Origin of the sequence: Rickettsiella endosymbiont of Dermanyssus gallinae, assembly GCF_019285595.1 — a bacterium.
Classification (GTDB): Bacteria; Pseudomonadota; Gammaproteobacteria; order Diplorickettsiales; family Diplorickettsiaceae; genus Rickettsiella_B.
In genome coordinates, this window is record NZ_CP079094.1 from 1409219 (window position 1) to 1435738 (window position 26520).

Below are 26520 nucleotides of genomic sequence, written 5' to 3' on the forward strand. Positions count from 1 at the left end.
AGAATTGTGAATGACGAACCCTATACTTTCAACGACCAGTGAAACGGCTGGTTTCACTGGTTTAGAAACCATTGAAATGGGCGCCGCACGCATACAAGTTGATGATAAAAAAATCATCAACTGTCGTGCCGATCTTAATCAACTTGTTCCCTTTAAATATAAATGGGCTTGGGAAAAATATTTAGCCGCCTGTGCTAATCACTGGATGCCACAAGAAATTAATATGTCGGCAGATATTGCTTTATGGCGCGATCCCAATGGCCTAACAGAAGATGAACGGATGATCATTGAACGAAGCCTAGGTTTTTTTTCAACTGCTGATTCTTTAGTTGCCAATAATCTTGTCTTAGCGGTTTATCGCCACATTACTAACCCAGAGTGTCGCCAATATTTACTGCGTCAGGCCTTTGAAGAAGCCCTACATACACATGCTTATCAGTATGTGATTGAAAGCTTAGGCATGGATGAAGCACGCCTCTTTAATATGTATCGCGAACTACCCACCGTTGCCAAAAAAGCAGAATGGGCATTACCATTTACACAAAGTTTAGGCGATTCACATTTCCGCACCGGCACACCTGAAAATGATCAGCGTCTACTGCGTGATCTGATTGCTTTTTATGTTGTCTTTGAAGGCATCTTTTTCTACGTCGGTTTCTCACAAATCCTGAGCATGGGACGGCGCAATAAAATGACGGGTACAGCGGAGCAATTCCAATACATTTTACGCGATGAATCCATGCATCTTAATTTTGGTATCGACGTCATTAACCAAATTAAACTGGAAAACCCACATCTATGGACTAGTGAATTTAAACAGTATGTTATTAATCTGGTTAAAGAAGGTGTAGAACTAGAATACCAATATGCCTTAGATACCATGCCGCGCGGCATTCTTGGATTAAACGCCAACATGATGTGGGATTATTTACGGTTTATCGGTAATCGACGCTTAGCGCAGATTGGCTTACCTGAACAATACCCTGGCATCACTAATCCGTTACCATGGATGAGCGAAATTATCGATCTTAAAAAAGAAAAGAATTTCTTTGAAACACGTGTCACCGAATACCAAACCGGTGGAAGTTTAAATTGGGAAGATTGATAGATCACGCTCGATGAAAAACATGAAAAACATGGAAAACATATGCGCAGTCCAAGTGAGTCGCTATGCTCCCGAAGAATTTCGGCCATGGTGTCCCCGAAATTCGTTCGCATGACGCGACTGAAATTAGGCCGCGATACGTCCTGCGTCCGGCACGCACTCACTCCTTCGGAGTTCATGCCCGTGCCTCGCACAAATGACTTTACGGCGTGATGCGTTTCCTGCTTCGCCCGTCAACGCACGCCTATCGCGGGCTCTTCGACTTCGCATTGCTTTCACAATGCTTTCCTGTCTCATCGGAAGAAAACGCCAATCGACCTGCTTTTGGGCGCTAATACACAAAAGGGTAAAAGTTTTTATAACTTTCCCCTTTTTTCAACTTTTTTTTATAACACTTAAAAAATAAATAACCGCTGTTAACATACTAATCCAAAAAGGGATCGGCCAATCGCTTATAAAAGCTAAAATAATACCCACCCACACACTTAAAACACCTAAAAAAACGGTTAACAACAATCCACTAACAAACCCACGTGCCCAATTTAAAGCGGCAGCCGCAGGACCTATCAATAAAGTAAATACTAATAGTATCCCCACCACTTGACTTGTTATCGTCACAGCGATGGCCGCAATGATCATAAACAAAATAGAAATACATGACAGCGACACGCCTTTTGCTTCGGCTAACTCAGGTTCCAAACTTGAAAATAACAAGGGTCTTGCCATCACACTCAACGCGATCAAACTCACTACACAACAACCGCCCATTATTTTTATTAAATGTGCTGAAACACCCAATAAATTTCCAAATAAAATCGTCATCGCCTGCGCGGCATAATTCATATAGAAGTGTAAAAATAAAACACCTAATCCTAATGCAAACGCTAAAACAATACCGATAGCGACATCACTTTTACTAATCCGGTGACCTAGACCGCTCATCCCTACCGCTGCTAATACCGTTAATAACAATTGTCCTGTTAGCGGACTTAAGCCCAGCAACCCAGCACCGGTTGCACCCGCAAAACCAATGTGTCCTAAGGCGTGACCAGCAAAGGCAAGCCGGCGGATTACCATAAAATAACCCACCACACCGGCAAGAATAGCGGCTACCGTACCCGCTACCAGTGCATTACGTAGGAAATCATATTCAAACAGAGAAATGATCAAGATCGGGCCTGCAGTGACTGCCATGATGGTATCCTGTATCTTTATTTATCACAAAAAGTTGTTGTTCATAGCGAATAACATGAATTTCTTTATCGTAAAGTTCGCTTAGTTTTTCGCTAGTTATAATTTCATCCACTAAACCAATAGCCGCTTTCCCTCTGGCTAAATAAAGCACTCTATCAACACAGTTTAAGAGCGGATTAATATCGTGTGAGGTAAATAATACGGTGATACCCAATTCCACACGAATGCTATTAATTAAGGCCACTAAATTTTCTTGATAATAGGGATCAAGATTCATTAAGGGCTCATCGAGTAGTAAAATTTTAGGCTTATTCAGCAATGCCTGTGCTAATAATAATCGTTGACGTTCCCCACCCGATAAAAGCGCATACGATCGATGCATGAGTTGTTCTGCTTTCACCAAATGAACAACACGAGATAACTCTTGTTTTTGTTGTTTACTTAAAATCGGCAATCCCCATTTAAATCCATTCAAATTAGCCGTTAACCATGTCTTCGCGCTCAAAGAACGATTAACCAAATTCTGTCTTACTTGCGGCATATAGCCAATCAATGCAGAACCCTTCTGAACAGGTTGCTGAAAAATAGATATCTGCCCTTGCTTGATAGGCACTAACCCTAAGATTGAACGTAACAAGGTACTCTTCCCTGCCCCATTTGCTCCCAAAATAGCAATAAATTCACCCTGCTTAATCGTTGCGGTGAAATCACTAAAAATAGAACGCTTCCCATAGGCAAGGCCCAGTTGTTTAAATGCTAGCGTGTTCATGCAGCGCCTTAGCCAATTGATTTAATTGATCCGACATCCACCCACTATACGTGGTATTTGCCGGTTGTGTCTCGGTTATACCGATGACTGGAATAGCATTCCGCTTAGCCACCTTTAATAACTGTTGAATTAAAGGACTGCTTACTTGCTTATTATAAAATAAAACCTTAACGCTACGAGTTTGTAAGGCATGTTGAAATTCCAGTACTTGTTGCGGACTCGGATCAACACCATTCATCATACTAATTTGAAAGGGCATTCCTTGCATGTCAAAACCTAAGGCGTTTGCCATATAAGCAAACACCGGCTCTGTTGCTATCACTCTAACATGTTGCGACTGCGGTTTTAGTTGCTGAATTAAGTCACTTAATCGTTGATAACGTTTAATAAACGCTTGGTAATTTGTTTGATAAACCGCTTGATGTACCGGATCTTTTTGAGTTAAAAAATTAACTAATGTTTTTGCATATATTGGCATGGTCATCGGATCGTACCAAATGTGCGGGTTATCTCCTTCCTTTTTATTCACTAATTGTGCTACACACATTTTAGCCTGCGTTGAAACAGCTGTAACACTTAACAAGCCCTCCATCCAAGCATCATAACCTAAGCCATTGAAGACAACGAGATCGGCCTGACTCAGACTTTTAGCGATACGAGGCGTCACATTAAATAAATGTGGATCTTGATCCGGCTGGCTCATGATACTTTCTACAGAAGCATAGGATCCACCTATCTCTTTAGCGACTGAAGCATAAAAATTTTCTGCTGCAACAATATGGATAGGCGCTGCGATACTGCTTTGATAGAAAAAAACGCCTACCAAAAAAAATAGGATTGAATGAAATTTAAACATTACTAGCCTTTTTATTAAAAACCGGGGTGTACCCGAGTAACAAGACCCTTGAGCAAATAGATCTCACTATACGGTTATGCAGAACTCTAGCGAATCGTTATACTATACCAAACATGTCAAGACTGAGTGATGAGGCTCTATGGGCAAAATTATTGCTATTGTGAATCAAAAAGGCGGCGTAGGTAAAACTACGAGCTGCATTAACCTGGCCGCGTCCCTGGCCTTACTAAAACAAAAAACCCTGTTAATCGATTTGGATCCACAAGCCAATGCAACGACCGGCAGTCTTTTTCAAAAAGAAGCAACCAGCGCTAACATTGCACAGGTACTTCTGGGTGAAACCCCCGTCGAAGAGAGTCTGATAAAAACACCGGCGCACTACACACTCATTCCCGGCTCAGGCGATCTCACACAGACTGAAATTCAGTTATTACAAAAAGAGCAACGCGAATATACACTTAAAAAAGTACTCGCCCCTTTAATCGAATCCTACGATTATATTCTCTTAGATTGCCCGCCTTCATTAAATATATTAACCGTCAATGCTTTAGTTGCCGCTGATTCTGTGATCATCCCTGTACAGTGTGAATATTTTGCATTGGAAGGCCTCAGCAACTTAATGAATACGCTACAAAGTATACGCACAACCGTCAACCCAGCTTTGCAAATTCATGGCATATTACGCACCTTATTCGATAGCCGTAATAGCTTAGCCAAACAAGTGGCTGAAGAATTATTCACACACTTTAAAGATAAACTGTATACAACGACTATTCCACGTAATATCCGCTTGGCTGAAGCCCCTAGCCATAGTCAACCGGCTTTGCTCTACGATCCCCAATCCAGCGGCAGCCAAGCCTACATCAGTTTAGCCAAAGAAATCTTAGTCCGCGATGGACAGGATGCAGGTGCTTTCGTAGAATCAGCGCCTTTAGCAACGCCGAATATACTATTAAAAAAACGTTCCAAGCATGAAAAACCTCCGTCTGTTGAACAGGTAGTATGATGAAAAAATCACGTTTAGGCCGAAATCTGGGCATGCTATTAAGCGGTCAGCCCTTTGACGATTTAGTGCAAACCAGCACCCTGGCAAAAGAAGAATTACGTTACTTACCTATAGAAAAGTTGCAAGCGGGACGTTATCAACCGCGACGCGAATTTAAAAAAGAGGCATTGGAAGAACTTTCTAATTCGATTCGTATGCAAGGCATTATTAATCCGATCGTCATACGTGCTATTGAAAAAAATCGTTATGAAATTATCGCGGGCGAACGTCGTTGGCGTGCCGCGCAACTCGCACAACTCACTGAAGTACCGGTTTTAATTAAAACTATTTCTGATGAAACAGCGCTAGCCATCTCTTTAATCGAAAATATTCAGCGCCAAGATTTAAACCCATTAGAAGAAGCGGAAGGCATACAACGGCTGATTAGCGAATTCAGCATGACACACCAGCAGATTGCGGAAACACTTGGCCGTTCGCGTACTGCAGTCACTAATTTACTACGCTTATTAAGTTTAGCACCACCAGTTAAACTATTACTACAACAAGGCCAACTCGAAATGGGCCATGCCCGCGCCTTGTTAAGTTTAGATCCGGCACTGCAAATTCAAGCGGCTGAAAAAGTAGTCAAAAATAAACTCTCTGTTCGCGAAACAGAACGCTTAGTACAAAACGGGACGTTCCTTGAACAAACGCATGCCATCCCAGTCAAGGTAAATGCCGATGTAGCGCTATTAGAACGCAATCTATCCGATAAATTAGGTGCGAAAGTACTCTTTAAACAAGGTTTACAAGGTAAAGGACAACTGGTTATTCACTATAATAGCTTAGAAGAGTTGGATGGAATCCTCGCCCATATCAATTAATAATGGTTCCTTTATTTTCTATCATACTCACCACTTATAACCGTAGTCAGCTCTTACCACGCGCTATACGCAGTGTACTACAACAAACCTTTAGCGATTTTGAGCTGATTATTATCGATGATCACTCAACGGATAACACACAATCCGTGGTAGCTGAATTCACCGACAACAGAATTACTTATATTCAACAAGATCATAATCAGGGTGTTTCTACAGCAAGAAATACCGGTATAAAACAAGCTAAAGGCGAATATCTGTGTTTTTTAGACGATGATGATGAATATTTACCGGCGTTTTTACAAGAAATCTTTCAGTGTATAGAAAAGAAAAAAAAGCCCTTTATTGGCTTTATTCGTGTTGGAATCGCTAAGATATTTACATCCGATAATCTAGAACACAAAAACGCAACCACAAAAACGCAGATATGGCATTTGGCTCAAGAAAAAAACTTATTATTCATTACCAAGATGGATTATGTTGGACTTGTCTATCATCGTCTTTGCTTTAAACGTGCAGGCATCTTTAATCCCGAAATGATTTTTGCTGAAGATTTAGACGTGGTTCTACGTATGCTGGAAGCCAATATAAGCTATACCTCCATTCCAAAGGTCTTGCTTAATATGTATATCCATCAGCAATCCAGCTTAAGTCGTTCCATCTCTATCCCTACTATCATTAATGCGATGCAATATTTCTTATATACGAATGATAAGTTCCTCAATCAACAGTTAGCACTCTGGCTGTACTACTACACCAGTCTTGCCGCGAATTACTATCGTATTGGGGAAAAGCGTTTGGCGAGAAAACTGGTTCGTAGTATCCTCAAAAAATGCTGGCACTATCCTAAAATATGGGATGTATTCCGTCGTTTTGAACTCAAACTATTAAAATCTCGTTTAGTAAAATCATTTACTGCTTAAGCCACACTTACAGTATTACCACCCCATCACAAGCTATTTTAAGTATACTAACGTCGTCTTAATCGCGTTATAATCAGGACCAATGACATTAAAATAATGGAATTACCATGGGAAAAAGAACAGTCCTTTATGCACAACACGAAACGGCTGGTGCCAAGCTTGTCGATTTTGCAGGTTGGGATATGCCGCTACATTATCGCTCACAAATACAAGAGCATCATGCAGTCAGGCAAGATAGTGGTCTATTCGACGTTTCCCACATGTTGGCCATCGATATTTCGGGTAAAAATAGCTTAGCGTATCTCAGCTATTTATTAGCCAATAATCCACAAAAACTTAAGCCTGGCAAAGCACTGTATAGTTGCTTATTAAATGATGAAGCCGGCATTCTCGATGATTTAATTGTTTATCAATTATCGGAACAACGTTATCGAATCGTCGTTAATGCAGGAAACCGTGAACAAGATCTGAATTGGTTCAATCAACAAGCGGAACGCTTTAGTGATCTGCGGATTGAGGAACGACACGATCTTTCCATCCTGGCTATTCAAGGTCCGAATGCCAGACAAAAATCCTTGCCCGCTTTTAATGAAACGCAACACGCACTGATTGAAAACCTAAAACCTTTTCACTGCGTAGAACAAAACAACTGGTGTGTGGCTAGAACCGGTTATACCGGCGAAGATGGTTTTGAGGTGATGCTTCCACAAAATGAAGCAAAAACCTTTTGGCAACGTTTATTGGCTTTAGGTATTCCACCCTGTGGGCTCGGGGCGCGTGATACTTTGCGCTTAGAAGCCGGCTTTAATCTGCATGGCTCGGATATGGATATCAGTACGACACCATTAGAGTCTAATCTAGCCTGGACAATTGATTGGGAGCCAAGCGATCGTGACTTTATAGGACGCGAAGCACTCACACAACAACGCAATCAACTGCAACGTGAATTGTATGGTTTAGTGCTAGAAGAACGGGCTATACTACGTAAAGATTGCGTATTAACCACAGAAAAAGGCGATACAGGACATATTACCAGCGCCAGTTATGCACCGAGTTTGGCCTGCTCTATCGCACTGGCACGATTACCACTGGCAAGTGGTGATTATTGTCATGTTACGATTCGTGATAAAAACTACCGGGCAAAGATTATTAAACCGCCTTTTATACGCAAAGGAAAAAAAGCGTTTGAATAAAAAAATTCACTGATAAAAGAGACTTTAAATTTATGAAAAAATTACCTGAAGAATTGAAATATACTGCCACGCATGAATGGATTAAATTAGAAGAAGAAAATATTGCCCGTGTTGGCATTACCGATCACGCACAAGCCTTATTAGGTGACATTGTCTTTGTTGAATTACCTGCCCTAGCAAAACAGACGAAACAAGGTGAAGAAATTTGTGTATTAGAATCGGTAAAAGCCGCCGCCGATGTTTATTCGCCACTTTCCGGTGAAATCATTGAAGCAAACCCTACATTAAGCGATGCGCCTGATTTGGTTAACTCAGATTCTTATGGTAAAGGCTGGTTATTTCGCATTAAATTTTCTGACCCAAAGGAATTAGAAAAACTTTTAAGCGCAAAAAACTACGAAGAAAAAATTACTGTTGAGACGCACTAACATGCCATTTATCCCTCATACCGACCTTGAAGTACAAGAAATGCTAGCTACCATTGGTGTGCATAGCATAGATGATCTTTTTGATGAAATTCCTGCACACCTAAAAAATACTGAACTTAAGCATATCCCTGCCGGATTAAACGAAATGGAAACGGCGCGTCTTCTACAAGAACGTGCACAAGAAAACAAAAAAGGACTTTGTTTTATCGGTGCCGGTGCTTATGAACATCATATTCCTGCGGCGGTTTGGGATTTGACCAGTCGTGGTGAATTCATGACGGCTTATACACCCTACCAAGCAGAAGCGAGCCAAGGCACCTTGCAACTCATCTATGAATATCAAACCATGATGACCAGCTTGACGGGTATGGATTACTCCAATGCATCACTGTATGACGGCGCGTCTGCGCTTGCTGAAGCCATTTTAATGGCGGTTAGAGCCAACAAACAAAGCAAATCAGCCCGCATTTTAATTCCTAAAACTTTGCACCCTTTTTATCGTCAAACAATACAATCCATCGTCACACAACAAAAAATTGAACTCATTGAAATTTCTTATGGTGATCACGGCAATACGCCATTAACCGCGCTAGAACCGTGGAATCAGCAAGATATCTGTGCCTTAGTCATTCAACAACCTAATTTTTTTGGTTCATTTGAAGCCGTCGATCAATTAACCGATTGGGCACATGAAAATAATAGTTTTGTCATTGCCGTAACAAATCCCATCGCTTTAGGATTAATCAAAGAACCAGGACAATGGGGACAAAAAGGTGCTGATATTGTGTGTGGTGAAGGCCAACCGCTGGGCATACCACTGGCCGGCGGAGGACCCTACTTTGGCTTTATGTGTTGCAAAAAAGAATGGGTCAGACAAATGCCGGGTCGAATTGTTGGACGTACCGTAGACAAAACGGGTAAGACCGGATTTACACTGACCTTACAAGCACGCGAACAACATATCCGTCGCGCAAAAGCCACCTCTAATATCTGCACTAATCAAGGATTGCTCGTTACCGCGGCAACCATTTATATGAGTTTATTAGGCCCCAGCGGCTTAAAAAAAGTGGCGCAAGCAGCACACCATAATGCACAAAAATTAGCTAAACAATTAACACAAATTGCTGGCGTAGCATTGCTCTTTCACTCACCCTTTTTCCACGAGTTTGTCATTCGTTTATCAAAACCTGTTAATACGGTATTAAATGATTTAGCAAAAATTGGCATACAAGGTGGATTTGATCTGTCTGCACTCTATCCTGAATTAGGAAACACTTTATTAGTCTGTGTTACTGAAACAAAAAACCAAGCGGAACTTGATTTTTATCAGCAACAACTCTCACATCTATTAACCTCACACTCATAAAAACTATGCTTACTTTTGAACTTAGCCAGTCGGGTCGTATTGCCAAAGCACAAATCCCCGTTAACGATAATACTAGCGATTTTTTTTCGTCTATTCCTGAGGGTTTATTACGTAAAACAGAACCCTTACTACCACAAGTTTCAGAACTACAAGTAGTACGCCATTTCACGCGCTTATCGCAAAAAAACTTTTCTATTGATACCCATTTTTATCCATTGGGTTCATGCACCATGAAATATAATCCGCGTGGTGTACACCGTTTAGCCTCCTTGCCAGCGTTTTTAAACCAACATCCTTTAACACCCGCAGAAAACTGTCAGGGCACCCTACACTGCTTGTATGAGTTTCAAGAAACTTTAAAAGAAGTGACCGGCATGCGCGGTGTTTCTTTATCACCGATGGCCGGCGCGCAAGGTGAATTTGCAGGCGTTGCCATGATTAAGGCCTATCACGAATCACGTAGTGATACAGCACGTACCGAATTTCTTGTGCCTGATGCAGCACACGGTACTAACCCCGCTTCTGCTGTCATGTGTGGTTATACCGTACGTGAAATTCCAACCAACAAAGAAACCGGCGATGTGGACTTAGCGGCATTAAAAGCAGCGGTAGGTCCTCAAACAGCGGGAATTATGTTAACGAATCCCTCTACCTTGGGCGTATTCGAAAGACAAATTGAAGAAATTGCTAAAACCATTCATGAGGCCGGCGGTTTACTTTACTATGATGGCGCCAATCTCAATGCCATTTTAGGTAAAGTCAGACCCGGTGATATGGGATTTGACGTGATGCATCTGAATTTACATAAAACATTTGCTACACCCCATGGTGGTGGCGGACCGGGCGCAGGTCCAGTTGCAGTTGGAGAACGGCTACTACCCTTTTTACCTGTTCCTACGGTTGCTTATGAAAATAAACAATATCGCTGGTTGAATTTAAAAGATAGACCACAAAGCATTGGTCGACTATCTACTTTTATGGGTAATGCCGGTATCCTGCTACGTGCTTATATCTATGCGCGGTTACTGGGTTGTAATGGCTTAACACGCGTTTCAAAGTTTGCCACACTGAATTCTAATTATTTACTAACTCGACTTAAAGCCATTGGTTACACGGCAGCATTCTCACAACGTCGTGCAAGTCATGAATTTATTCTGACCTTAAAAAAACTGAAGGAAGAGTGTCATGTCACCGCCATGGATATAGGAAAGCGTTTACTCGACTTTGGCTTTCATGCACCAACGACATATTTTCCTTTACTTGTTCCAGAATGTTTATTGATTGAACCGACTGAAACAGAATCAAAACAAGAATTAGATGCTTTTATTACGGCGATGGAAAAAATACTGTGCGAAGCAAAAGAAAATCCAGCCACACTGCAAAATGCACCGCATCATCTACCGGTACAACGCTTAGATGACGTTAAAGCCGCAAAAGAATTAAATCTAACTTGGAACTAAACGAATATACTCACAGCAATGGGATTTTCGGCAAGGCGCCGCGAAGTTGAGCGGGAACGCTGCCGAAAATTCTAGTCCTAAGGGTATACATCGGCGGTAATCGGTTCTTTAATCCATTGTGCTGCCATATTCACAGCTCTAGCATTCAGTGCAACATTATGTACGCGTAAATAATCAACGTGCTGGGTAGCCAATTGATAAGATAAAAGTGCCGTTTCAATATCTCTTTCTACACCTAACTTATCGGTAACTAAATTTAAAAAGGATTTTCTTGAATGTCCCACCAATAACTGACAGTCTAGTCGACGAAAATAATTTATATTTTTTAATAAAAATGCCGATTGCTGGGCTGTTTTTCCAAAGCCAACACCGACATCAAAAACAAGTTGTTCTGGTGCAACACCGGCTGCAATTAACTGTTTGAATCTCTGTTTAGCCCATTCTAAAACTTGCTGACAAATATTAGGTTCAGTGGATAGCACCTTATTTTTATCGGCTGGAACACCTAAATTATGCATCACCACACACTTTACAGAATTTTTTACCGCCAGCTCACCCATTCTACTATCAGCAAAACCACTGACGTCGTTAATCCAATCCATCCCTAATTCCAAGGCTTTTTCAGCGACCTGATAATGACGCGTATCAATACTTAACTTCGGTTTTATCGGCCAACGCGCTGAACTATTCTTTAATGCGCTTAAAATAGGTGCCAGTCGTCGCCATTCATCCTCGGGCGAAACAGGTTGTGCCCCAGGGCGCGTTGATTCTGCACCTATATCCAGGATCTCAACACCTTCTAAAACCAATTTTTCTGCTTGGGCAAGCGCATCAGGCACATCAAGAAATTGACCTCCATCGGAAAAAGAATCCGGTGTGACGTTCAAAATTCCTACTAATTGAGTTCCTAATAAGCGATGAGGTAATTGTCTTGTATTAAAAGGTGCTTGACCTGAAAATCGTGAACCCCATCGATTGAGTAAATCTGATAAATCACGTTGTGGATGCTTCCATTCTGGAAGAAGATCAAGCAAAGGCCATAAAGCAAAAGGTCTTTTTTCTAATTCAGGGTGCGGTATCTGTAACATCGCTTGATCAATCTGATAATCCCCCCAAGCTAGAATATCAATATCAATCACCCTGGGCGCCCAGCGTTGGTCTTCCTTCCGACCAAGCTGCTTTTCAATCTGTTTAACGACGGCTAAGAGCGCCATGGGCGTTAAAAACGATTGGCAGCTAAGCGCTAGGTTTAAGTAGGGCTTATCCCAAGCCAGTGGCGCATAGGCCGGCAAAAGCGCCGATGAACTATAAATAGGTGAAATTTTCACCACGGTTATCGCATGCGATTTTTGCAATAACTGTACTGCAAGGCGTAAATTATTTACACTATCGCCTAAATTACTACCTAATCCGAGTATCAACATATTTTTTTGGGGATATGGGCTTGCCTTTTTTTAGTGAAAGGTTTATAGCTTTCTCTTATAAGGTATAATAAAAGCATTACTTTCTCTAAGAGGTCAAGCAGAGTTATGGATTTCGAACAACAACAAACCCGTTTACGAAAACTAATAGCCCATGGCAGAAAATTAGGCTTTGTTACCTATGCGGAGATAAACGATTGTCTCGTTGAAGAGAATGACTCTGACGTTGAAACGGGAACCAGCAGCCAGCCTCTTGGAAGCAGTGCTTCTGAACCTGAGCATGATCAATCGCAGCTTGAAGAAATCATCTCAATGCTGAATGAATTGAATATTTCAGTCTACGAAGTCCCACCGGATATAGAAACCCAGCTGATACCCACCAACCTCTCTGAAGAGGACTCCGGCTCAGATAGTACCCCTACTTTAGGAAATATAGGTGCTGAACTAGGCCGTACCACGGATCCGGTCCGTATGTATATGCGTGAAATGGGTACCGTTGAATTGTTGACCCGAGAAGGCGAAATCAAGCTTGCAAAACGCATTGAAGAAGGTCTTCAGGCTATCCTGGTTGCGCTTGCACAATACCCAGAAAATATTACCGATGTACTGGATGATTACGCGCGTTATGAACGCCAAGAAATTCGTTTAAACGATATTATCAGTGGATTTCTTGATCTTGAGGAACTTTCTATTCCTTTGGAAATTGCTACCAAAGAAGATGAAACCATCGATGAAAGCATCGGTGGCGATGATGATGAAGGGGAAAGTAAGTTTGCTTCATCAAGCAAAAAAGAAGACAAGGAATCTGACGATGAAGGTGAAGAGTTAAAATCTAAAACGGCAACCAGTGACGATGAAGGATTTAGTGAGCTTGATGGAGGACCTGATCCAGAACTCGCTCATGCACGCTTTGCTGAGTTACTATCACTTTATCAAACTTTTTTAGCGGCTCAAAAAAAATATGGCCGTCATGATAAAAAAAGCCTAAAGCAAGCATTATTAGTTTCCGATGCGTTTACTAAATTTAAACTCATTCCACGCCAACTCGATAAATTAACCCGAAAGATGCGTTCTCTCTTAGAAGAGATTCGAACCCAAGAACGCAACATCATGCGTTTGTGTATTAATGGCGCTAAAATGCCTCGGCAAATTTTTATTGAATCTTTCCCAAAAAATGAAACCAGCGAGAAATGGCTTAAAAAACATCTTCTCTCTAAACAAAGCTATGCACCTGCACTAAAAAAATTACAAATGTCGATTGTGTCTGCGCAAGACAAGCTAAGAGATTTAGAAAAATCGGTTGGCATGTCCATCGGAGAAATCAAAGAAATCAATCGTCAAATGTCGGCAGGCGAAGCAAAAGCACGACGTGCCAAAAAAGAAATGGTTGAAGCTAATCTTCGTTTAGTTATTTCTATTGCCAAAAAATATACCAATCGCGGCTTACAATTTCTTGATTTAATACAAGAAGGCAACATTGGTTTAATGAAGGCCGTTGATAAGTTTGAATACCGACGCGGTTATAAATTTTCAACCTACGCCACTTGGTGGATACGACAAGCTATTACACGTTCCATTGCCGATCAAGCGCGTACGATTCGTATTCCTGTACATATGATTGAAACAATCAACAAGCTCAATCGTATTGCACGTCAAATACTTCAGGCCACAGGTAAAGAACCTTCTCCTGAAGAACTCAGTAAAAAAATGGAATTACCCGAAGAAAAAATCCGTAAAATTCTTAAAATTGCTAAAGAACCTATTTCTATGGAAACACCAATTGGTGATGATGATGGTGATTCGCATTTAGGCGACTTTATTGAAGATACAACGGCACTATCACCCATCGATGCAGCGACTATTGAAGGCCTACGCGAAAATGTGAACGAAGTACTTGCCACACTCACGCCACGTGAAGCAAAAGTATTACGTATGCGCTTTGGTATCGATATGAATACCGACCATACGTTAGAAGAAGTGGGCAAACAATTCGATGTAACACGCGAACGTATTCGACAAATTGAAGCAAAAGCATTGCGTAAACTGCGCCACCCTACACGTGCGGAACCTCTACGCAGTTTTCTTCCACAAGAACAGTAAGAAATAGTAAATTGCTAAAGGGGCTTAAATTGATTACAATTTAAGCCCCTTTTATTGAGGCCCATACGCTCAGTTGGGTGAGCAGGATCAAGAAAAAGCAACGCTTTTCCCCTGCGAACGCCCGAAGCAGGAGCGTAGGGGCCGGCTTCCAAACGAAGCAGGATTGCGTAGCGCAGGAAGGAGCAGCGCAGATTCGAAAGAAGTTAATGTAGTAAGGGCCCATAGCTCAGTTGGTTAGAGCAGAGGACTCATAATCCTTTGGTCCTAGGTTCAAGTCCTAGTGGGCCCACCAATAAAATCAAGGACAGATGATTACTTTAATCCATAATAAAAACCACTTGTACAATTCTATTTAATTTCAGTCGCACGATACAAATTAACTCAGGGAGGAGGACGACCAAAAATTTTCATGAGCATAGCAACTCGTTTGGCAAGTTAAATCCCTACCCTTTCTCTTTTTTAAAATGCCAATAAACGTTAGTCCTATGATTATTAAGAATGTAGTCAAAAAATATGAAAGGAAAACACACTACACCGTATTATAAATTTAGTTTACTACTTATTAAACTTGCCGTTTGTTATTACGTTTTTTTACCCTACGCTCAAGCAGCCCAGCCTCTTCGAGCGCCACAAGGTTCGCAGCTTCTGCCACAGAACCCGCGTGAACTTGTGCCGACTTTCCCAAGTAATACCCAGTTACAAGTCGAACAGCCTAAATCTGCAGAAAATATCAGTACGGCAACTTTATATGTTTCTAAGATTAAAATTTTCGGTAACACCGTGTTTGATCCCTATACCCTACATGCTCTGGTAGCAGATGGTGAGAAAAAAACACAGAACCTTAACCAACTCAATAAACTGGCCGCCCGTATTTCCCATTATTATCAGCAACATGGCTATCCCTTTTCACGGGCTTATATTCCAGCTCAAACTATTAAAAATGGCGTGGTCCAATTTAATATTCTAGAAGCCCGCTCCAGCGCCATTCAGATAAAAAATTCCAGTCGACTCTCCCCCTATAAGGCGAATCAATTTCTCAGTCCATTGCATATCAACAATATTATACAAACCTCTAAACTGAACCGCAGCTTGCTGCTGCTCAATGACCTATCAGGTATCGTGACTCGCAGTACGATTGGCCCAGGTAAAACTGTGGGTAGCTCAGACTTAGAAGTTTTAATTGAACCGGGTAATTCTATTAATGGATTCGTGGGAATAGATAATTATGGCAGTCCTTATACTGGGAGGACTCGTTATAGTGGTTCCTTACAATTTAATAACCCAACAGGACAAGGCGACCAAATCGTTATTGATGGTCTCAGCTCCGGCCGAAATCTCCTGTACGGGCACTTTGGCTATGACTTCCCTCTTTATCCTGCCTTCAATATTGGGACAAATTACTATGGAATGACCTATAGGTTACAAGACAATTTAGATCCGTTACATGCAGAAGGTAATTTGAATATTGCTGATTTGTGGCTCTCCTACGACTGGGTTCGACGTGTACATGTTAATTTCAATAGCATACTAAGATATGTCTACAAAAATATGCATGATAATTTGAAGGCGGTAGATATTTATAAGATGCGTCACTCGAATTCGTTCAAATTAGAAAATACAGCCGAATTTCGTGACCCCTATGGCACCACGAATGTCTATATGGCACTTACTCAGGGAATTCTAACTTTCAATAATGCATTCGATGGAGGTGGAATCGACTCAATCTCTGCCAGAACAGCAGGTAGCTTTACTAAAGCTAATTTGCATCTATCTCGCCTACAACAATTTACCGAGAACACTTCATTATATGTAGGCGGCGATGTGCAGTTAGCTAGCAAGAACCTAGATTCATCGGAACAACTGGTACTCGGCGGCCCATTCATTGTTCGTTCCTATGACGTAGGAACCATCAGCGGCGCTCAGGGTTACACCGCAACTGCCGAACTTCGGCATATACTAAATATGCCTACTATTCCTGGCACCTGGAGACCACTGATCTTTATTGATGCTGGCCGCATACAGATCAACAAAGATCAATTCATCAATGATTCTAATCTATTCAATCTTTACAGTACTGGTGTTGGTCTCGATGTAAGCTGGAAAGACTGGAATTTGAGCGGCCGTTTTGCTCATCGTATTGGGGCTCCACCACCACCTAATATCGTAAGTCTTATTGATGATAACCAAGTATGGGTCCAATTTGGCAAAAATTTCTAAGCCCATCCCTGCTTATCTGCCGTAAATCCACTTATTTTTAATTATCGCTTTATATCAACAGGGATACTCCTCTAAATAGATGGTTACCACTTGGTAGACGAATACCCTCTTTAATTACCAGGGTATTCGGTTTTTTTATACACGCTAAATAAACATCCTGTTAACGGCTTCGCAATGCCACTGCGATATCTTGCAACCCATACCGATTATTAAAATTGCATAGAACGATAAGAAAAGTAAATTCTATTTAAAAAATAATACTCACATTCACAATATCCCGATATGATCCGATACCCACATTTTGTTTAGGCGGTATTTGTCCATACACCACTAGAATCTGTTGCAACCCATTCCCTATTCTGAGCTTGGTATCTACACCAATAATATTACCCCAGTTAATCGTATGTGTTGGATTTTGCGATAGCATATATCGAATCGATGAATCCTCTGGTCCTGACATACTACGTAATCGGGTTGTCGCCGCATTCCCTGCACCTTGGTCAAGCGCGACATGATAAGGTGTATTTAATGTACAAAGAACTCTCAGACGTGCAGTTGATTTGGTAGCGGCGCAAGCATTTGGATTATATAGACCAAAGATCAACGGTGTCGCACTAATAGTACAATCACCGACTACATCGACACCGATCACCATCGATGAAGTATTTATTGCTGCAAACGCTGGACTAATATTGAGCAATAAAAAAAATAATAAAGCAATCCACTTAAAGAAAAAACCCACGATTAACCCCCTTCTGTCCAATGGATAACCACCCTGGCTAGAAAATTAATCCCTTTTTTCAACTGAACCGTTATACTCAAAGCAATGGGATTTTCGGCAAGGCGCCACGAAGGAGAGCAACCGGAGTGTATATAACATACATGAGGATTGCGAACCGAGGGGCAACACAGCCGAAAATTCAAGTGCGAAGAGTATACATAAATCCAGTAAGCCGCTTCCTACCTTAAGCCTAATAGATGGCTGCCTTATTATCCAGTCGGGCTTTATAGAGAAGATTTTTAGAAACTTAATAAGTGACGGTGACAGTAATACTATCCGTATAGGTTCCTACACCAACGGTCTGTAAAGCAGGAACTTGACCAAAGACTGTGTAATTTCTTGTATCTGATAATCCTACAGCGGTATAAGAATCTCTGACGGTGACGGTTCTCCCTGTGGCATCACCCCAAATTGAAGTAAATCCCGCTGTCGTATATAAATTATAATTTAAATGCACACCTAATAAATTCATAAAACGAGGCGTGTAGGTAGCACTCGCACCTTTACTCAGGCTAATAACATAGGACGCGGTAAATATTACCAATGCTGAACAAGTCACGGCTATGTTGCCATTTGCCGTCTTTGCTGTACCTGAAGTTGGATTATAATTCCCAAAAGCCACTGCCGTTGTTCCAACTGAGCAACTACAACCCAATCCACTGCAAGTAGCATAAGCGGCTTGACTGCAAAAAAAATAAATAAACACGCCAATAAAATAACGCCACCCTACTCCATTAATTTTTTTTAGTAACATGGAACTTCTCCCAATTCAATAATCGGATCATCCGTCTGCGGTAGATTGACAGAAAAATAATAGTCATGCTTATCCCAATGCACTGAACCAATCAGTGTGGAATCGCTAATATCCGGAATATAGACTTCGCCATCGTAACCAACCGGATAAGTCATACAAGCGTGGTCTGTGTTTAGTACCAACTCTGCACCTACAGGCACAAATTTCCCACTAGGTGTTAACAAGTGCATCACTGCACCTTGCATATGCTTGACCGGGAACTTGACTAAAACACCACTCGAAAAATAGGGGATAGCCGTTTGAGTTGTCATCCCTATTTGCGCATCTAACGGTAATGTAGTTGGCTCTATTGCTATACTATTTTCTTGATAAGGTAATAACTGCGTTATTAATAAATTACCCGCTTTATCGGTATGCCCCATGAGTTGATTTTCATAAAATACATCGACGCCGGGGAAATCGGGCACTTGTACTAATGCAAAACTATTAGTTAGTTTACGTGCTAAGAAACCATTACCGGCAAAATAAATAACACTACCACTCGCATCTAGTTCGTAACTAGCCAATCCGCGTCCTTGTCCTAGACGGGCTGTGTAGGCACCTATTTCATTTTGCATGGTCATGTCTACGCCTGCATACCGACTGCTATTATTACTAGCAAACAAGTTATAACCATAACCTTTACCCAAAGGCACAGGTTTGCTGAATTGCAAGGCATCTTGAAACTGATGATTTTGCCAATTGCTAGAGTTACTAATCGTATGATTAATATCAGGGGCAAAAACTAGCGTAAGAAAAGCCTGATTAGTTTGTGAATTACGCAAATCACCCACAAAACCAACCGTTAATGAAATATTTTTAAATAAATTATGACTATAGCTTGCGGTTAATAAACGCGCGGTCGGTGTATTAGAAAACCCATTTGCGGTATTGAAATTTCGACTATTAATCATGGTATAACTGGTACTTAGCGATCCATAGTCTGCAAGACTATAACCAAGAAATAGTTGATTAATCACACTAGGTGGTGATGTATTGGGTTGGTCACCTAGCTGCAAATAATTTAAAGAGGTTAAACTCGTGTTAAAACCATAACTAAATTGTGTGCCTTGATGTACAAAGCCTAACGCCAATAATCCGCCCTCACCTAAAGAATTATGTCCCCCTGCAACTGCTAAAGACGCTACCCCATATTGATTTAATAAATAATCCGCTGAAAAACCGAGTGTTTGTTGATCAAACAACACTTCGGCGTGACCACCTAAAGTCAGATGATCCGTAATACCGCGCTGATAAGTTGCCACGCCTAAAAAACGTCCGTAACCATTGCTATCGACGCCATAATTATCACGTATAAAACCTACTTCATAAGAGAAGTTAACTAAATTAGGTTTTAGTAATAAAGGGCTTGCATAATAAGGGAAACTAACAACTTGGCTACGACCCAAGAGATCTTGTGTCACAATATTTACCGTACCCGCTCCAGAAATAACCGGTATATTGTTAAAAATATATGGTCCGTTATTAACGATTTGTTGTTGATTCAAAACACTATTAACAAAAACATCCACGGTGCTAGGTATAGCCGCTTCGCCTTCATAACCAGGCAAAGGAAAAGTAACTAAATTTGGCTGTGTATTAAAATTAGTGGCATATTGAACGCCTGCAAAACGTGCTGCACCACTCCAATAGGTGGATCCCGTTATCGCGTCTCCGAATCGCCAACGCGCTATTTTTTCTGGCTCATCTAATGTCCAGGTGGTATTTAAACGCACCAGCTTATTGGATTGATTCGTCAATAAAGTGATGTCGTTAGCATATTTGTTATAAGCCAATACATCGGCTGTTCCCACACCTAAGCGATTAAATAAACCTAAGCCCATCAATGCAGAAAGATTGGTTTGATTAATCTCTGGACTATTATTTCGTAAACCAACCATATCGTAATTTAAGAAGGCACCTGGATCTTTAGGGCGTAGCGCACCTAAGCGTTTGCTGAGTGGATCAAAGGTTTGGCCGGTAAATAATGTGGCGGGTACCTGTAATGATAACTGCATGGCATATTGATCAAGCCGGTACGTTAATCCTGGATACCAATTAAGTTGATAAAGTTTCCGTCCTTCATATAAAACAGGCCTATGGTGTGGTAAATGCATACGCCAGCGACGAAACGCACTTCCATCAACCCAAACATGGCCTAATGAGTCCTTATAAGCCTGTGTAACCTCTGACAATAAGGATTCATTTAATTTTATTTCAAGCAGCAAAGGAATTAAGTAAAATTTCTCTTTTTCCGTCACTGGTGATGTCGCTAAAAATCCCGTTCTCTGCTTGGCTTCAGTAGCAATGCTATTTAATAAACAAAAAATTATGAAGCAAACAACTAATGAATATTTAAAGCAGATGTAGAACTGATTTTTTGCTTTGTCCATTAATATTTGACTTAATATCCGTATATTTAGTACTGGAATTAACCGTAACTACCCAGCTATGTGATTGGTGAGGTAAAATATAGGCAAAGGTTGATTTTTTTTGAGCCATCACGCCTTGCTGTTCGTTAGACAATAATTGCCATTCCTTGACAAATAAAGTGACATTCCCATCGTTGTATAATTTCAACTTGATGTGTTGTTGGTTTAAACGTTGTGTAGACCAAACAAATTGTTCAACAATATGTTGTGGCTGCACAAATAATGGTAAGGAAATATCCATCAGAAAATAAAGTGTTTGCCCTAATTTCTTCTGTCTAGGTTGCTCTAGCTCCTTGATATGTAAACGATACGTCTGTTGTGAGGCATTAAAAGTAGGATGTTTCAATGCAAAACGAATCACTTGGGTTTTATGTGGCGGTAACTTAAACAAAGGTGGCGTCATCAAAATATCATGGGATTTTTTATAGATATTCTTGCCTTGATTTTGCTGCCAATCGACTAAACTTAATTGTAATAAACCACTTTCATTACTCTCATTAGTAACACTGACAACACCGATCATTTGTTTTGAAGATAAGAAAAGCTGTACTGGTGTGACACCATAAACATTCGCAAAAACGGGTGGCGCTAATAAAAACCCTAAAAACAGAAAACACAACCGGCGCCATACATCCATGTTTAAATACCTTATTATTACGTATTACTCTACCTATCCAAATTACTTTCTATTGAAAATATTAAAAGGTTACGGTTATTATGACTGAATCGGTATAACCACCTGCTGCAACAGCCTGTAATGCCGTAATTTTACCGTAGACATTAACCGATTGAGAGGTACCAGTCGCGATAACGGCTGCCGGGGTATCCGTACCGGGCGTATTTCCCCAATTGGTGGTACGACCAACGTTTTGGAAAAGACCATAAGCAAGCCCAGCAGGCGAAGTACCTGTCATCCTACGGGTTGTTACGGTTGCCCCAGAAAATGTTCCAGCATTAAGCCCTATGGTGTAAGAAGTGCCATTGGTACAGGTTACCGGTATAACACCTTGTCCCGCAATATTATCCGTAGGACTGGTTGGGTCATAACTACCAAACGCGACTGGCGTTACTGTTCCTACTAAACAGGCAGCAACCACCGTTGCACTCACCGGTAAAGTTCCAGTTGCCGTGGCCGCCCAAGTAAACGGGCTGATAAATAAAGCAAATAAAATAAGTAAAATCTTTACTCTAAATAACATTGCTATAACTTCCTTATTAAAAGTCAATATAAGAGGGTACTATGTATAGTATGCTAGCACTTCAAGCCAATCAAGATAATTTATAAGTTTAATATAACCAATTCGGCATTATAAAATAATGCCGAAGCAAAATATTTATCCAATTTTTCAAGTTATCTAGGTGAGAAGAAATAAAAAATAAGCTTAATAGCGCAATTCGGAATCAAACACTTTTACTTAATATTGAGTTAAATACACCTAAGCACTAAAAATTAACCGTTATATTCACTGTATCGGTATAATTACCAGGCGATACGGTTCCCGCTTGTGCAGCAAAAATTCGACCTGGAACAGTGACTATTTGTGCAGCACCTGTACCCACTCCTGGTACGGTAGAACCCGTAATACCATCTCCCCAAACGGTGGTGCGTGTAGTATCTGTGTAAATAGTATATTGCAGTGTTCCTGCTGGTGCTGGATTAGTCAATATACGCACCGGTATCGTTGCGCCTACGCCTGCACCTGCATCAAGCGCAATATTATAGTTTGCTGTAGCCGTACACGTGACTTGCAAAGAACCATTGACGTCAAGGTTGACACCCAGGTGCCAAAGGGGAGCAAGTTAGTTGCGACCCCAACTGAGCAATTTGCTGCAACATTTGCAGTGACTGATAAGGCCCCCGTTGCCGTTGCGGCAAATGCAAGCTGAGAAATAAATAAAGGTACTAATCCGATTAGAACATTCCGTGCTCTGAACATAATTGATATCCTTACCAAATAATCTAAAGGCTACAAAACATCCTTTATGACACTCTTAAACTATAGTAGAACGCTTTATATCACTTATCAATATTAATGATGCATCCATAATCTGTTAAATAAACTATTTAATCATTAAAAAATCAGTCACTGCACAAACTAAAACTTAAAAAGTAACAAAAATAGTCACCCTATCGCTATAAGGTCCCACTTCTACTGCTTGATTCATCGCAATCTCTCCATAAATAGTAATTAATTGTGGCACACCTGTCCCTAATTGATGCAAAGTATTTTGCCCTATGATAGTTCCATACTTATGCACATGATTAGCATCTTGGAAAAGGTTATAATTTAATTCCTGACTTCCTCCCAGTATCGTCGCCTTTCGCTGATCTTCGGTTGCACCATTCCCCTGGCCTTTATTTATACCGACATCATAGGGCAGATTAGCGATGCAATTGACAGTGAGTGATCCCGTCGCATCATCCGGCTTGCCATCGAACGGACTATAATTAGGAAAAACCATATTATTTACCATACCTAAAACACAGTTTTCCGCTCCCCCAACGTTGGCCGTAACCGCCAGTGCGCCTGTTGCGGTTGCACTGACTGCACTTTGACAAATAAAGACCAAAAATAGACCTGCCAAAATTCTGACTAAATAAAGCATACCCCCCCCCTAGAAAAGATCTAAAACGTTATAATTTTGCTGTGTGTGCTAGCTTTTTTTGCTGTATTAAGGTACTTAGGTCTCTTATATAAACACACGTCATATTTTATAATTCTACTCATTTATTCTAGTGAACAATCGCTAATTTAACGAATAAGGACTGCACTCATGATGGTCAAAACAATAGCAAAAAATGGCAAAATCGATCTGGTAGATTTTGGCCTCATCCAGGTAAGCGGCAAAAAGGCTAAATCGTTTTTACAAGGCCAACTGACTTGCAACGTAGAAGAAGTTGATGAAAAACAAACCCGCTTAGGTGCTCATTGCGATGCAAAAGGACGCATTCAGGCGACCTTTCGTTTATTTTTTTATCAAGATGCCTATTATTTCCTATTACCGCGCACTATGCTCTCGCATCTATTACAGTGCTTACAAAAATACGCTGTGTTTTCAGCGGTTAATTTGACCGACGTCACTCAAAACTGGAAAATAACAGGCTATATCGGCGATTCAAGCGCCGATATACTCAGACAGCACACTTTATTTGCCGAACAACCCAATGGGCTGAGCTCTTCCGCTTCCCTCCTCAGTTTATCTATACCTGGTCCTACGCCACGTTTTATCTTATTAACACCGGATGAAAAATCGGCTTTTTTCATCAACGCGCTAGAAGAATTGCCTCTGAATGATTGGTATTTACTGGATATCATGACTGGAATTCCAAGCATTTATCCGGAAACGATGGCACAATTTACGCCACATCAGCTAAATTACCCAGCTATCGGTGGCGTTAGCTTTAATAAGGGTTGTTATATTGGGCAAGAGATTATTGCTAGAACCCACTATTTAGGACAGTCAAAAACCCGTCTTTATAGGGTTACTTTTCAAGCCGATCATCAATTTCCTCCAGGTACAGCCATACAAAATGAACAAGATGTTCGTCAGGGTACTGTAATAATGAGTGCTAATGAAGAAAAGGGCTGTTATCAAGCCTTGGTTTGTTTGCAAAGCCAAGCCATTTCACATACTATCCACGTAGAAAGCCCTCAAGGCCCGGCCTTACGGCTTTTAGAATTGCCGACTATTCTGCAGGAATAATAAAAATGATGAGCTATTCAATGATAAAAAAAATAAGCTTCAATTTACTGCTTGTACTAGGACTTAGTAGCCCAGCATGGGCCGCTGACTCTACTAGCACCAATGCTTCCCCTCAAACGACCAATACACAAAATAACGCTATTGAATTTGCGCGCCAAGCGGGCAGTATTGCCGGTGTTACTCAAGCGTGTGGTCAAAACGTTTCAGAGTTTAACCAAAGAATCGTCGAGGCAATCAATCAACTCACCACTAATCCTGCTGATAAAGCCGGTGCTATGCTTGTTTATCAACAAATAGCGCGCGAGGCACAAGCGAACGAACAAAAAACGCAAACTATTCCTTGCACTAAGGCGTTAGAAGACTATGCTAATTTGCCTATCATGCAAGCGGATTATAAAGAAAAGGTTATTGCACAATTAAACGCTGCTAAGCCTTAACATCATCTAAACTGTTTTTTGCCGCGTATTCGATTCGCGAATAAAAAATAATAAAATGATAGATGACAAAATATAAATTGGTAATAACAACAGTGCGCGCCTATATTCGCCTGCTGAAAAATAATGGATATGGCCTATTATTTTTCCACTCCAACCACTATCCAGCAACTTTCCAATCAACGGTTCTGTCACCGCACTAAAAACGATATCTCCCGTATTAATTAACGCAATGATCGTCGCTGCAACCGTGATTTTATTAAGCTCTCTGCCCAGCGCAAAACCCAACATAAAAGCACCGGTACTAAAACCAAATAGAAACAATAAACTACCTAATAACCAAAGTGGTAAATGTGCGGCATAAATAACCCATGTAATCGTTACTAAGGCAACGCAGCCACTTCCTAGCATCACATTTCGCCGTTGACCTAAACGATCCGATAGTAATCCTAATAAGGGACTGCCTAAAGCTAAACCAAAAAAAATAAATGATACAAAAAAAGCCGCATGAGTATGTGTTAATTGATAGCGTTCTTTTAGAAAAGGAATACACCAAAGACCCGCAAAAGCATCAATCGGTGAAAAAGCTAAGCCGCTATAGAGTGTGATTAACCAATTTTGTTTATTTCTTAAAACTGCCCACACATCACGCAAAGAAAATGGAGGAGCGGCTGCATTAACTTCGGTTGATTGGTTTTGTGTTTGAGGTTTATCGCGAACTATTACATAAAATAAAACAGCTAAAATAACACCTAAAATGGCACATAACGCTAAGCTACTTCGCCAACCTATCCCATTAACCATTAAAGACAGTGGCACTTGCCCAGCAACCGCACCTAGCATCGCTGCCGATGCCAATAACCCGCCTACGAAAGCAAACTGGCTGGGCTTAAACCATAAGCTGGTCATTTTCATATAGCTAACTGTTGCAAAAGCAGCACCTACACCCATTAAAGTACGTGCCAATGTAGCAAACACCAAACTATCGGCCTTAGAAAAGCTATAAGCACCTAAAGCACAAAGCAATAACGCCACGGTCGTTAATATACGTGGGCTATATCTATCTAATAACATGCCCACAAAAAGCTGTGCGACCAAAAAAGAATAGAAAAAACTAGCCGCCAAATTTCCTAAACCAACACCTTCAATGTGAAATTCATGCATCAGTTCATCGGTCATAATGCTAGGCGAAACTTGAAGAATATATTTATAAAATAAAAATGAGGATGCTAATGCGATAACCAGCCACGGATAAAAACGATGGGTAGTGAAATGCTTATTTGAAACAGACATACAAAAACTAAACCTTAAAAAGCAAATTAAATTTAAACGGGTAAGTTATCCGGCCAGGAGGACAATTTTTCGCCATTATGACATTACTTTATCCATTTCGCACGACTGAGAGTCATGCAATATAGACTACCTATTAAAGTTTAATAGCGTAGGCGTGAAAGAATCATCTTTAAAAATTCGCATC

General features: G+C 40.8%; 25 protein-coding genes and 1 tRNA gene. 13 read left to right on the plus strand and 13 right to left on the minus strand.

Going from position 1 to position 26520, the window contains the following annotated elements:
- Positions 1-10 precede the first annotated feature (10 nt).
- Complete coding sequence (locus KX723_RS07135; RefSeq protein WP_218813690.1) at positions 11-1105, plus strand: ribonucleotide-diphosphate reductase subunit beta; 1095 nt, start codon at positions 11-13, stop codon at positions 1103-1105.
- Positions 1106-1231: 126 nt separating this feature from the next.
- Here KX723_RS07135 and KX723_RS07140 read toward each other — a convergent pair whose 3' ends face one another.
- The 4 genes from KX723_RS07140 to KX723_RS07155 form a co-directional block, all read right to left on the minus strand.
- Positions 1232-1402, minus strand: a complete 171-nt coding sequence (locus KX723_RS07140; protein ID WP_218813312.1) for a hypothetical protein — start codon at positions 1400-1402, stop codon at positions 1232-1234.
- Between the two features lie 78 nt (positions 1403-1480).
- Positions 1481-2299 (minus strand): metal ABC transporter permease, encoded by an 819-nt coding sequence (locus KX723_RS07145; RefSeq protein ID WP_218813691.1) that lies wholly within the window; start codon positions 2297-2299, stop codon positions 1481-1483.
- Complete coding sequence (locus tag KX723_RS07150; RefSeq protein ID WP_218813692.1) at positions 2256-3068, minus strand: metal ABC transporter ATP-binding protein; 813 nt, start codon at positions 3066-3068, stop codon at positions 2256-2258. Before KX723_RS07150 ends, KX723_RS07145 begins: the two co-directional genes overlap by 44 nt.
- A complete protein-coding gene (locus tag KX723_RS07155) occupies positions 3049-3924 on the minus strand; it encodes a metal ABC transporter solute-binding protein, Zn/Mn family (RefSeq protein WP_218813693.1) in 876 nt (291 codons plus the stop codon). The genes KX723_RS07150 and KX723_RS07155 overlap by 20 nt, the downstream gene beginning before the upstream one ends.
- A gap of 139 nt (positions 3925-4063) precedes the next feature.
- On the opposite strand from KX723_RS07155, the gene KX723_RS07160 reads away from it, so the two are divergent.
- From KX723_RS07160 to gcvPB, 7 genes are all read left to right on the plus strand, one after another.
- Complete coding sequence (locus tag KX723_RS07160) at positions 4064-4930, plus strand: ParA family protein (protein WP_218813694.1); 867 nt, start codon at positions 4064-4066, stop codon at positions 4928-4930.
- Positions 4927-5793 (plus strand): ParB/RepB/Spo0J family partition protein, encoded by an 867-nt coding sequence (locus tag KX723_RS07165; protein ID WP_218813695.1) that lies wholly within the window; start codon positions 4927-4929, stop codon positions 5791-5793. The genes KX723_RS07160 and KX723_RS07165 overlap by 4 nt, the downstream gene beginning before the upstream one ends.
- A 2-nt stretch (positions 5794-5795) precedes the next feature.
- On the plus strand, positions 5796-6713 hold the full coding sequence (locus KX723_RS07170; RefSeq protein WP_218813696.1) for a glycosyltransferase family 2 protein: 918 nt from the start codon (positions 5796-5798) through the stop codon (positions 6711-6713).
- Between the two features lie 107 nt (positions 6714-6820).
- On the plus strand, positions 6821-7906 hold the full coding sequence (gene gcvT / locus KX723_RS07175) for a glycine cleavage system aminomethyltransferase GcvT (RefSeq protein WP_218813697.1): 1086 nt from the start codon (positions 6821-6823) through the stop codon (positions 7904-7906).
- A gap of 32 nt (positions 7907-7938) precedes the next feature.
- Positions 7939-8334, plus strand: a complete 396-nt coding sequence (gcvH, locus tag KX723_RS07180) for a glycine cleavage system protein GcvH (protein ID WP_218813698.1) — start codon at positions 7939-7941, stop codon at positions 8332-8334.
- Between the two features lies 1 nt (position 8335).
- Complete coding sequence (gene gcvPA, locus KX723_RS07185; protein WP_218813699.1) at positions 8336-9700, plus strand: aminomethyl-transferring glycine dehydrogenase subunit GcvPA; 1365 nt, start codon at positions 8336-8338, stop codon at positions 9698-9700.
- Positions 9701-9705: 5 nt separating this feature from the next.
- Positions 9706-11160 carry an aminomethyl-transferring glycine dehydrogenase subunit GcvPB gene (gcvPB, locus tag KX723_RS07190; protein WP_218813700.1) on the plus strand — a complete coding sequence of 485 codons (1455 nt, stop codon included), beginning with the start codon at positions 9706-9708 and terminating at the stop codon, positions 11158-11160.
- A gap of 77 nt (positions 11161-11237) precedes the next feature.
- On the opposite strand, the gene folP is transcribed toward gcvPB, so the two are convergent.
- The gene (gene folP, locus KX723_RS07195; RefSeq protein WP_218813701.1) at positions 11238-12584 is read right to left on the minus strand and encodes a dihydropteroate synthase; all 1347 of its coding nucleotides are present in this window, start codon (positions 12582-12584) and stop codon (positions 11238-11240) included.
- 105 nt (positions 12585-12689) lie between these two features.
- On the opposite strand from folP, the gene rpoD reads away from it, so the two are divergent.
- The 3 genes from rpoD to KX723_RS07210 all read left to right on the plus strand — a co-directional run bounded on the left by rpoD (position 12690) and on the right by KX723_RS07210 (position 16898).
- On the plus strand, positions 12690-14681 hold the full coding sequence (gene rpoD, locus KX723_RS07200; protein ID WP_218813702.1) for an RNA polymerase sigma factor RpoD: 1992 nt from the start codon (positions 12690-12692) through the stop codon (positions 14679-14681).
- A gap of 215 nt (positions 14682-14896) precedes the next feature.
- A tRNA-Ile gene (locus tag KX723_RS07205) sits at positions 14897-14973 on the plus strand.
- Positions 14974-15194: 221 nt separating this feature from the next.
- Positions 15195-16898, plus strand: coding sequence for a ShlB/FhaC/HecB family hemolysin secretion/activation protein (locus KX723_RS07210; RefSeq protein ID WP_218813703.1), 1704 nt, complete (start codon positions 15195-15197; stop codon positions 16896-16898).
- Between the two features lie 247 nt (positions 16899-17145).
- Here the strand turns inward: KX723_RS07210 and KX723_RS07215 are convergent, their stop codons facing one another.
- The 7 genes from KX723_RS07215 to KX723_RS07245 form a co-directional block, all read right to left on the minus strand.
- Complete coding sequence (locus KX723_RS07215; protein WP_218813704.1) at positions 17146-17640, minus strand: Csu type fimbrial protein; 495 nt, start codon at positions 17638-17640, stop codon at positions 17146-17148.
- Positions 17641-17926: 286 nt separating this feature from the next.
- Positions 17927-18433, minus strand: a complete 507-nt coding sequence (locus tag KX723_RS07220; protein WP_218813705.1) for a Csu type fimbrial protein — start codon at positions 18431-18433, stop codon at positions 17927-17929.
- Positions 18424-20865 (minus strand): fimbria/pilus outer membrane usher protein, encoded by a 2442-nt coding sequence (locus KX723_RS07225; protein ID WP_218813706.1) that lies wholly within the window; start codon positions 20863-20865, stop codon positions 18424-18426. The genes KX723_RS07220 and KX723_RS07225 overlap by 10 nt, the downstream gene beginning before the upstream one ends.
- Positions 20828-21541, minus strand: coding sequence for a fimbrial biogenesis chaperone (locus KX723_RS07230; protein WP_218813707.1), 714 nt, complete (start codon positions 21539-21541; stop codon positions 20828-20830). The genes KX723_RS07225 and KX723_RS07230 overlap by 38 nt, the downstream gene beginning before the upstream one ends.
- A gap of 61 nt (positions 21542-21602) precedes the next feature.
- Positions 21603-22103: a Csu type fimbrial protein gene (locus KX723_RS07235; RefSeq protein ID WP_218813708.1), complete on the minus strand. Its 501-nt coding sequence runs from the start codon at positions 22101-22103 to the stop codon at positions 21603-21605.
- Positions 22104-22347: 244 nt separating this feature from the next.
- Entirely contained in the window at positions 22348-22686 is a 339-nt protein-coding gene (locus KX723_RS07240) for a spore coat protein U domain-containing protein (RefSeq protein WP_281421188.1), read from the minus strand.
- Between the two features lie 321 nt (positions 22687-23007).
- Positions 23008-23511 (minus strand): Csu type fimbrial protein, encoded by a 504-nt coding sequence (locus KX723_RS07245; RefSeq protein WP_218813710.1) that lies wholly within the window; start codon positions 23509-23511, stop codon positions 23008-23010.
- Between the two features lie 168 nt (positions 23512-23679).
- Between KX723_RS07245 and ygfZ the strand changes: the two genes are divergently transcribed.
- Together ygfZ and KX723_RS07255 are read left to right on the plus strand one after the other, a co-directional pair.
- Positions 23680-24609 carry a CAF17-like 4Fe-4S cluster assembly/insertion protein YgfZ gene (ygfZ, locus tag KX723_RS07250; protein ID WP_218813711.1) on the plus strand — a complete coding sequence of 310 codons (930 nt, stop codon included), beginning with the start codon at positions 23680-23682 and terminating at the stop codon, positions 24607-24609.
- A 20-nt stretch (positions 24610-24629) separates the two neighbouring features.
- Entirely contained in the window at positions 24630-25046 is a 417-nt protein-coding gene (locus KX723_RS07255; protein WP_218813712.1) for a hypothetical protein, read from the plus strand.
- Between the two features lie 6 nt (positions 25047-25052).
- Here KX723_RS07255 and KX723_RS07260 read toward each other — a convergent pair whose 3' ends face one another.
- Positions 25053-26336 (minus strand): MFS transporter, encoded by a 1284-nt coding sequence (locus KX723_RS07260; RefSeq protein WP_218813713.1) that lies wholly within the window; start codon positions 26334-26336, stop codon positions 25053-25055.
- Positions 26337-26520 lie beyond the last annotated feature (184 nt).

What these genes read in the sequence shown, in the direction of transcription:
- folP (WP_218813701.1), bottom strand. Translation starts at nt 12,584, where the DNA reads ATGTTGATACTCGGATTAGGTAGTAATTTAGGCGATAGTGTAAATAAT.
- KX723_RS07135 (WP_218813690.1), top strand. Translation starts at nt 11, where the DNA reads ATGACGAACCCTATACTTTCAACGACCAGTGAAACGGCTGGTTTCACT.
- KX723_RS07260 (WP_218813713.1), bottom strand. Translation starts at nt 26,336, where the DNA reads ATGTCTGTTTCAAATAAGCATTTCACTACCCATCGTTTTTATCCGTGG.
- rpoD (WP_218813702.1), top strand. Translation starts at nt 12,690, where the DNA reads ATGGATTTCGAACAACAACAAACCCGTTTACGAAAACTAATAGCCCAT.
- KX723_RS07155 (WP_218813693.1), bottom strand. Translation starts at nt 3,924, where the DNA reads ATGTTTAAATTTCATTCAATCCTATTTTTTTTGGTAGGCGTTTTTTTC.
- KX723_RS07210 (WP_218813703.1), top strand. Translation starts at nt 15,195, where the DNA reads ATGAAAGGAAAACACACTACACCGTATTATAAATTTAGTTTACTACTT.
- KX723_RS07225 (WP_218813706.1), bottom strand. Translation starts at nt 20,865, where the DNA reads ATGGACAAAGCAAAAAATCAGTTCTACATCTGCTTTAAATATTCATTA.
- gcvPB (WP_218813700.1), top strand. Translation starts at nt 9,706, where the DNA reads ATGCTTACTTTTGAACTTAGCCAGTCGGGTCGTATTGCCAAAGCACAA.
- KX723_RS07230 (WP_218813707.1), bottom strand. Translation starts at nt 21,541, where the DNA reads ATGGATGTATGGCGCCGGTTGTGTTTTCTGTTTTTAGGGTTTTTATTA.
- KX723_RS07140 (WP_218813312.1), bottom strand. Translation starts at nt 1,402, where the DNA reads ATGAGACAGGAAAGCATTGTGAAAGCAATGCGAAGTCGAAGAGCCCGC.
- KX723_RS07165 (WP_218813695.1), top strand. Translation starts at nt 4,927, where the DNA reads ATGATGAAAAAATCACGTTTAGGCCGAAATCTGGGCATGCTATTAAGC.
- KX723_RS07160 (WP_218813694.1), top strand. Translation starts at nt 4,064, where the DNA reads ATGGGCAAAATTATTGCTATTGTGAATCAAAAAGGCGGCGTAGGTAAA.
- gcvH (WP_218813698.1), top strand. Translation starts at nt 7,939, where the DNA reads ATGAAAAAATTACCTGAAGAATTGAAATATACTGCCACGCATGAATGG.
- KX723_RS07245 (WP_218813710.1), bottom strand. Translation starts at nt 23,511, where the DNA reads ATGCTTTATTTAGTCAGAATTTTGGCAGGTCTATTTTTGGTCTTTATT.
- gcvT (WP_218813697.1), top strand. Translation starts at nt 6,821, where the DNA reads ATGGGAAAAAGAACAGTCCTTTATGCACAACACGAAACGGCTGGTGCC.
- KX723_RS07170 (WP_218813696.1), top strand. Translation starts at nt 5,796, where the DNA reads ATGGTTCCTTTATTTTCTATCATACTCACCACTTATAACCGTAGTCAG.
- KX723_RS07150 (WP_218813692.1), bottom strand. Translation starts at nt 3,068, where the DNA reads ATGAACACGCTAGCATTTAAACAACTGGGCCTTGCCTATGGGAAGCGT.
- KX723_RS07255 (WP_218813712.1), top strand. Translation starts at nt 24,630, where the DNA reads ATGATAAAAAAAATAAGCTTCAATTTACTGCTTGTACTAGGACTTAGT.
- ygfZ (WP_218813711.1), top strand. Translation starts at nt 23,680, where the DNA reads ATGATGGTCAAAACAATAGCAAAAAATGGCAAAATCGATCTGGTAGAT.
- KX723_RS07220 (WP_218813705.1), bottom strand. Translation starts at nt 18,433, where the DNA reads ATGTTACTAAAAAAAATTAATGGAGTAGGGTGGCGTTATTTTATTGGC.
- KX723_RS07235 (WP_218813708.1), bottom strand. Translation starts at nt 22,103, where the DNA reads ATGTTATTTAGAGTAAAGATTTTACTTATTTTATTTGCTTTATTTATC.
- KX723_RS07145 (WP_218813691.1), bottom strand. Translation starts at nt 2,299, where the DNA reads ATGGCAGTCACTGCAGGCCCGATCTTGATCATTTCTCTGTTTGAATAT.
- gcvPA (WP_218813699.1), top strand. Translation starts at nt 8,336, where the DNA reads ATGCCATTTATCCCTCATACCGACCTTGAAGTACAAGAAATGCTAGCT.